Raw genomic sequence first — 8,215 nt, forward strand, 5'->3', positions numbered from 1 at the left:
AACGTCAAGCGAATAGCAAATAATTGTCAGCACAGAACCAACATTTTCAAGTACATAAAACTTAATAGACCTTAAACTTTTGCATTAATACCAATGAATAAACTACTCGCATACATCTGTATTTGTCTGGCCATATTGACACATCAGCAATTGTGGGCTCAAGAAAGTAGTAAGCGGCCCAAAATAGGACTTGTATTAAGTGGCGGAGGAGCAAAAGGCCTGGCTCACATTGGCGTATTAAAAGTTCTGGAAGAGGCCGGCATTCGCCCCGACTACATTACCGGAACCAGTATGGGAAGTATTATTGGTGGCCTATATGCATCAGGTTATTCGGCTGTAGAACTGGACTCCATTGTCAACTCAATTGATTGGGCCGTGGTATTAAGTGACCAGATACCGCTACACGATGTAGTACCTGAAGAAAAAGCTGATTACAACCGCTTTCAACTTGAATTCGATATTACACGTAAAGGATTGAAACTACCTGCAGGAATGGTACGTGGTCAGCGGATATCAGAAATGCTATCAAGCTTAACCTGGCATGTTTCCAATTCCTCTTCGTTTGATGATTTACCCATACCATTTAGATGTGTAGCCGTTGATTTAGTTGAAGGTAAACCCTATGTATTTAAAGAAGGTGATATATCGGAAGCCATGCGCGCCAGTATGGCCATACCTTCAGTATTTACGCCTGTTGAAAAAGACAGTATGTACTTAGTTGATGGTGGTGTACTGGATAATTTTCCGGTACTGCTTTGTAAAGAAATGGGTGCGGATATCATTATTGGTGTCAATGTAGGAGCCAGTGATAAACCAAAGATTGATGACCTAAAAAGCATCACTGAAATATTAATGACTTCGGCCATGATTGGCAGCAACATTGCTTTTGATGAAGCCATAAAAGTGACTGACTACCTGATTACACCAGAACTACATCCATTCACAAGTGCCAGTTTTTTTGACGGCAAAGACATTGTTAAGAGAGGTGAGCAGGCTGCACTAAAGCAGGTAGATGACTTTAAACACTTAGCAGACTCCTTAAACCTCATTGCCATAAAGAATGATGCGCCATATCATTACACACCTGATGAAGTTATTATCTCAGACATTGTTATTAATAATCGCGAACACGTATCGCGCAATTATTACCTCAGCAAACTAAAAATACAAGAAGGTGATACGGTCAGCCTTAATGATATTAATCGCGGCGTACGTCGCCTGGTTGGCACCCGATTTTATAAGCACATCACGTATGACCTGCATTATAACGATTCTACTTACTCACTAATTTTCAATACTGAAGAAACCAACCTGACACAGGCCAAGTTCTCTATCCATTATGACAATGAGTTGAAGGCCGGCCTGATTACAAATATCACAGTTCGTAATATTTTATTTAAAAACAGTCGCCTCTCACTTACAGCCGACATTTCAGAAACACCACGCATGCATGGTGAGATGATTGCCTACATGGGGGAGCGTCAATTGACAGGTTTTATTGGTGATGGCTACTTCGAAAAAACCCCTTTACCGCTCTATCAGGAAAACTTAAAAAAAGCAGGCACACTCAATTATTACAAGACCCAAGCCGGAGCTGGACTATTTTTATCATTTAACACCAGCACCATCATCACTGTCAAAATCGACTGGGAAGAAGTGCGTACAAGTCAGGAATCGGGCTTATCGAGCATTTTTGATCAAGGGGTTGAACGATTTGGAAATGGTTTTGTGTATGGAACTTTTACAGCCGACAGAAACACTCTGAACAAACGTTTTTTTGCCACCAAAGGACACCATTTACACCTATCGGGCAAACTAAATTTTAAAGCATATGATTACTATGATGGTGAGCCATATGCTAAAGCTTTGATAGCTCCATTAATACAAGTTCCTCAGGAGCACTATCTGGCAGGCTCTGTTAGATACCTTAAAAGTTTTAGCGCCTCTAAAAATGCTCATTTTGAAACAGGTATTTCACTGGCTGCATTTTCTGCTGACGCTCCATTCTTTGACATGCATTACATTGGAGGAACAGCCTATAATATTAGTACGGGCGATGCCGCATTTGTAGGGCTTAATTACCGCGAAAAAATTGCTGAAAACTACGGTCTGGCAAGTTTTAAGTTTAACATCAACCTAACTCAAACCATTTATGCACACGCTGTTGCCAATGGTATTTGCGCACCTAATTTTGGCAACGACGATTTTAAAGATCAAAACTTCTACCTTGGTCCTCGCGAATATATCTTAGGCTTTGGAGGTGGCATCGCCATTAATAGCCTTATTGGTCCTATAACCTTTGGTGTAGGCACTAACCTTGACGACTGGAAAGCTCGTATGTATATTAGTGTTGGCTATCCGTTCTTATAACAAACTCAGATATAGAATCTAAGAAATAAGACAATTAAGCACTCGGTAGATTTCGGGTTGACGAATTACACCACATAAACCAATATTAACAATGGCCTACGACGAACACTTAGCCGATCGCATTCGACAATGGCTTAAAACTAAAAACACCACTTACCTTGAAAAAAAGATGATGGGTGGTCTGTGTTTTATGGTGGATGATAAAATGTGCGTGGGCGTTGTTAAAAATGATTTGATGACCCGAGTGAATCCTGAAGACTATGAAACACTGCTTCAGCAGCCAGGTGCCAAGGCAATGAATTTCACCGGACGCACGATGAAAGGCTTTGTAATGGTAGAACCGCAAGGCATCGATATGGATGATGAACTAGACACCTGGATACAGCATTGTCTTGATTTTAATCCTTTAGCTAAATCGAGTAAGAAAAAGAAGTAAGTCATTGCCATTGATAATAATCCCTTGTTGTAAATCTACTTAATCAACGAAACGCCATCGGTTTTACAATTAAAACCCAAACTTACGATTCCTAAATAATCCAGCACTGTGGGCACTACATCAACCTGAGCACTTCGGTGTGAGTGATTAAATGTGAGCATTGGATGATTCGCATAAAAGATAGTATTCCTGATATTGACGTTGCCGTAGCCTCCTTTATGGCTTTTATTATCGCCACCATGATCGGAGACAACAATAAGCAGCCAATCTTCGCCAGCTTGTCGTTTAGCCTCAATAACAGAAACCACATCATTGATATAAGCATCAATTCGGCTTAATGTATTCACATATTCTGGTTGATTAGCACTAAAACCATAATCATGCCCTGCCCCGTCCAGTTCATGAAAGGACACAAACATCACATCAGGAACGATTGGTATCTGTTCTCTTAGAATTTGCAACGCTGCCAGGTACACATCCTCATCGGCATATTTGTAGGTTTTTGCATAGTCGGCATTACCGCTAACAATACGCTCATTTATAATTGTCCAACTTGAAAGCGAAACAGTGTTTAAACGACTATCTGCCAATTCGATGTAATTAAAAAAGTGAGGATACTCGTGCAGCTTATGATACCCCAGTTCATTTGTTCCAACCTGATGCTTCTGTATATGCACACCTGTTAAAATGCTGGTCCAATTGGGTCCGCTAAAGGTCAGCTTTTCAACCTGATGAGCATCATTATAGTATGTGTCACTTAGCTGTGATAAATTATACAGGAAAGGTGATATATGTTGCTGCATAGCATCCGACCTAAAACCATCAATGCCGATAATCAATACTTTTCTACCCCTCTTGTTACCATCAATAAAAATATCCGATTGCTCACATGTATCTTGTTTATTGCATGACTCCATCAATAACAACAAACATAAAAGGAAAATATTAGCACTAGCTCGCATAAATTATCAGTTTATAAGCGACCTGAATTCAAAATATTACTTCGAACACAGCTTATTAAAAAAGAATTGAGTAGCCTAACTCAAATTACCCTTTTAATATGAGTAAGTAAATACCTAAATATGGAAATTCGCTCTATTTTGATGAAAAAATTATCACGGCTTACTCATACGACTGGATGCCGCAAGTTCTTACGAATCAATACACCACTTCAAGCTCAGCGATTAAGGGACGGTGGTCAGATACTATTGGTTCATCCAGCAGCCTGATGCTTTTAGCTCGTATTTCAACCTTCGAAGTATGGCGATAAATAACATGGTCAATTTCAAGCTTCGTATCTCCCTGATAGCTTAGATTATCCTCCCCCTTATGCACAAACTCAAAACCCTGATCATAAAAATATTGCATGGTTGACGACCTCGGCTCACAGTTAAAATCACCGGTTATAATAGCGGCTTTATCTATCGAATTAATGTATTCCATTAATGCTTTAGCCTGATTTAAACGACTTGCAACACCCTCATTACCGTCAACATAGTCGAAGTGAACATTAACAAACAGAAGGGTACAGGCTTCTGCAATTTGAACTTCCTGAACAATTGCCGAGCGAGGCTCATCCAGTCCATCAGGCAAGGTCAATATTTTTGTCGACACCAATGGCCGCGACGATAGCGTTGCCATTCCGTATTCACCACCCTGGAAGTCCATGAACTTAACAAAGGTGCCAGTCATATTAACGGATTGAGCAATATATTCGGTTTGTGCCACACTATCTGATCGCCGGCAATAATTATCTATTTCTTGTAAGCCACATAAGTCAGGCGCTTGCACTTTAATAATTTCGGCAGCACGATTTAGATCCAGCACATTGTCCATTCCGTATCCATGCTTGATGTTATAAGACATCACTTTTATATTACTGGTTTGCTTTAGGTTGCAGGCATAAAAAACACTAATACCCAAACACACTATCGCCACTGCTATTTTTCTCATAATTATCAGTCTGTTTATTTTCTATGTTGTCCGCCGTTAAACATCAATACGTTTTAACCGGACATTTCGTAGAATTATGGATTGAGTCTGTATTCACACATTAGCAAGAATAATACTTATTTAACTGAAATCACAATTTTTCCATGGTGAAGTCCATCGCCGAAGCGTTGAATGGCCCAGGGTATTTTTTCAAATGGATATGGGCCATCGATCACACACCTGATTTTTTGGTCGTCATACAACTGATTGATATAATCCAGGTTTTTATTGGTTTTCAGCATCACCAAATGTACGCGTTTCTTACTCAATAATTTCAGTATCGGACTCAAGTAAAGCATTTGCATCAATTTGCCTGTTTTACCGCCTATTGAAACGTATTTTCCCTTGGGCTTGAGTACCTTTAAATATTTACGGATTGCCCGATTGGTTTTACAATCCAGAATCAAATCGTACTGCTGAGTACTTTGGGTAAAGTCTTCCTTTTTATAATCAATCACCTGGTCAAAGCCTAAACTTATCATTGTTTCTAGTTTCTCACCAGTATCTACACCCGTAACACTGGCCTTATATAATTTGGCAATCTGAAGCCCTAATGCACCAACACCTCCACCTCCACCGTTGATTAAGATTGCTTGCCCCTCCTTCATCTGACCAATTTCTTGCAGGCCTTGAACAGCCAGCATGGCAGCATGCGGCAAAGATGTTGCTTCTTCAAAACTCATATTATCTGGCTTACGGGTTAGTGCCTTTTCATCAATGCAAAGAAATTCGGCAAAGCTACCAAAACCAAACTCTGAGATATCGCCGTAAACCGCATCACCAATATCAAACTTTGTTACATTACTACCTACCTGCTCTATAATCCCAGCCACCTCCATGCCGGGTATCGCTAATTTCTTTTTGGGCCTGAATATTCCGAATATAAATCGATAAGAAAATGGCTTGCCCGTACTAATACACCAATCATAATCATTGATAGATGTGGCATAAACCTTAATCTTCACCTCATTTTCTTTAGGTTCTGGTTGTTTAAGCTCAACTAAATGAAGGACTTTTTCTGGTACGCCGTAGGTATTAATATGATATGCTTTCATATTGGTTAAAATGTTACATTATTGATTAAAGTTGGGCAATACATGGCACATAGTCAAGTATATAAATCCCATTGCCGCTTTTATACCTTACTGTGCGCGGAATAAAACCACAAGGCTTACAAGGTCATCAAACAGCGTCTCGAAATATAATTACGTTCAATCATGTATACTCGCAGGCCATACAAAACGTTTTTACATTGGCGCGGTGATAGTCGCAAGTGTTACAAGTCATATTCACATGTATTCATTGTATATCGCTAATCTTACAAGTCACTTTCACATCGCCACAATGTCAGTCGCAGCAACTGCAAAGCACATTCGCACTGCCTCATTGTCATGTTACATTAGTTCATTGCAATTTATTTTGTTTGCTATATCTTTATGAACACAATATTTAATAACCAAAATCTAATTTTAATGGAAAAACGATTGAACAACCGTTTGAACATGTACAAGGTGGTACGCGACTATCTGAACACCAACATGCAATTACTGGAACATTTACCAGGCCTGAAAGACTCCACTGATGCCTTTGCAGCCTGCCTTGTAATAATTGCAGAGCTCGACAAAGACAAGAGCACGGCCACTGTCGGATCGGTAAATACCAAAGCTTTTACCCGCGAACAGTTGGAAGACAAAACGCTTGAGGCTTCAAAAATACTGAAAGCCTTTGCCACTTTTACCGACAAGCCTGACCTTTTAAATGGTTGCGATGTGAGCTCATCGCAGTTAAGCCGCTTTGCCGAACAGGCCTTATTAACAAAATCGGCTGTTATTGTCGATTATGCCGAGACACACCAGGTAGACGCAGAACCTTATGGCATGACCACCGAACGATTGGCAGGACTTAAAGATGCCTTTGCCGAATTTGATGACAAGCAAACATTGGTACGCAGTGCTATTGTTAACCGTAAAAATGCAGGCGAACAACTGGAAGCCCGCATGGAAGAAGCGGATGAGCTGTTAAAGGGGAAACTGGATGTATTGATGGAATTGGCATCCTTTACCTTACCTGAACTGCATAACCAGTACAAAGGCGCCAGAGTAATTGTTGACAGATAATACCAATTGTTTTTCAAAGTGAGCCTTTCCGAACTTTGAAATTACAAAGGTAAATGCCGATATATCAATAAAGAGACTTAGCCAAACGCCGTTTGAGATAAGGCTCATTTCATTGAATAATCGGTATAAGCATACAAACTCCCTATTCCAAACACGCCAGCCTGATAAAGCATTGCTTTAAAGGCTGGCGTTGCTGTTTCGAGTTATTGTAAAAGTATTGATTTATGAGATGTTTTGGGCTTGTTGATTTAGAGTTAACGGTCTCGCTACATCGCGCTGAAAGGGTGAATACTCCTTAGCTTCTTTTCAGAATAAGCTGAGCCAAAGCGTTGTATTTTGTTTTTATCTTTTCTTTTATAAATCCAATTGTGAAATCATGAACGCCTTAAAATGGCAAATACTTTGTTCATAAATCAACGGTTTGGCGGTGTTGGATTACCCAACTTATCTTCCAAAACCTCATGAACGCCAATTGCTTTTTACTAGCGTGTTGTACCCCGTTATTAATTTACTATTCTAAAAAATGTTGGATGCTTTTCCGAATAAACTAATCTAATTTTTAGCCCTTTCAATTCATTGAACTTTAAATTATCCATATTCTCAGCTAGATTAATTGAATTAGATATTATAAGGTTCTTAGTTTCGTCATTTTCGCATTTTATGCCTTGTCTGATAGTTTCGTCATTCACAGTATATTCTATTATATAGAAAGGTTGCCACCTCATGGTTTTTACCGAATAACCTATACCTCTCTTTTCAATTACTGTTGCTAATGTTTCTTTTGTATTTGAGGTCAGGTAGTAATCTTTAATTCTGCCGTTAAGTTTTATGCCAATATTCTCCAATCCAATTGTAGTTGCGACTAATAAAGCTAATGCAAATAAAATTTTAAACCCTCTAAAAATCCATTGCCCTGGTACTGTGTAAAATGAGAGTAAAGGCTTTTTGTCTATTCTCCAAAGTAGCTTAAAATTAAGAGTAATTAATCCGACAAAGAATATTAAAATCGTATAAGTTTTTACTTGTCCCCAGTATTCAACATTATGATTTAAAATTGATTTCAAGCTTAATCCTGATAGAATTATAAGTAAGCCAATTATATGATGAAGTTTGATTTTCATATTTAGTTTATTCATTTTGAATTATACAGTCCCATAAAAAGTATTGCGTCAGATATTTATATTAACTTTTGCTGTATGTTCAGTATGCGGTACAACGGTTGACTAGTCGAGTAGGCAAAGGGAATTTCACCCTAAGCCTCTCACAGAACCGTGCTTGATAGTCTCCCATCACACGGCTC

The 8,215-nt window shown here is 39.1% G+C and carries 7 protein-coding genes; 3 read left to right on the forward strand and 4 right to left on the reverse strand.

Annotated elements, in window-relative coordinates; all coding sequences use genetic code 11:
• The first annotated feature begins 93 nt into the window (after positions 1-93).
• Together JIV24_RS12665 and JIV24_RS12670 are read left to right on the forward strand one after the other, a co-directional pair.
• Positions 94-2,370 (forward strand): patatin-like phospholipase family protein, encoded by a 2,277-nt coding sequence (locus tag JIV24_RS12665; protein ID WP_200465417.1) that lies wholly within the window; start codon positions 94-96, stop codon positions 2,368-2,370.
• Positions 2,371-2,461: 91 nt separating this feature from the next.
• Entirely contained in the window at positions 2,462-2,806 is a 345-nt protein-coding gene (locus JIV24_RS12670) for a TfoX/Sxy family protein (protein ID WP_200465418.1), read from the forward strand.
• Positions 2,807-2,841: 35 nt separating this feature from the next.
• On the opposite strand, the gene JIV24_RS12675 is transcribed toward JIV24_RS12670, so the two are convergent.
• The 3 genes from JIV24_RS12675 to JIV24_RS12685 form a co-directional block, all read right to left on the reverse strand.
• The gene (locus tag JIV24_RS12675; protein WP_200465419.1) at positions 2,842-3,768 is read right to left on the reverse strand and encodes an alkaline phosphatase family protein; all 927 of its coding nucleotides are present in this window, start codon (positions 3,766-3,768) and stop codon (positions 2,842-2,844) included.
• A 196-nt stretch (positions 3,769-3,964) separates the two neighbouring features.
• A complete protein-coding gene (locus tag JIV24_RS12680) occupies positions 3,965-4,759 on the reverse strand; it encodes an endonuclease/exonuclease/phosphatase family protein (protein ID WP_200465420.1) in 795 nt (264 codons plus the stop codon).
• 116 nt (positions 4,760-4,875) lie between these two features.
• Positions 4,876-5,853 (reverse strand): NAD(P)-dependent alcohol dehydrogenase, encoded by a 978-nt coding sequence (locus tag JIV24_RS12685; RefSeq protein WP_200465421.1) that lies wholly within the window; start codon positions 5,851-5,853, stop codon positions 4,876-4,878.
• 417 nt (positions 5,854-6,270) lie between these two features.
• On the opposite strand from JIV24_RS12685, the gene JIV24_RS12690 reads away from it, so the two are divergent.
• On the forward strand, positions 6,271-6,915 hold the full coding sequence (locus tag JIV24_RS12690) for a hypothetical protein (protein ID WP_200465422.1): 645 nt from the start codon (positions 6,271-6,273) through the stop codon (positions 6,913-6,915).
• Between the two features lie 503 nt (positions 6,916-7,418).
• On the opposite strand, the gene JIV24_RS12695 is transcribed toward JIV24_RS12690, so the two are convergent.
• Positions 7,419-8,036, reverse strand: coding sequence for a hypothetical protein (locus tag JIV24_RS12695; protein ID WP_200465423.1), 618 nt, complete (start codon positions 8,034-8,036; stop codon positions 7,419-7,421).
• Positions 8,037-8,215 lie beyond the last annotated feature (179 nt).

The sequence above is a fragment of the Carboxylicivirga marina genome, assembly GCF_016612505.1.
GTDB lineage: Bacteria > Bacteroidota > Bacteroidia > Bacteroidales > Marinilabiliaceae > Carboxylicivirga > Carboxylicivirga marina.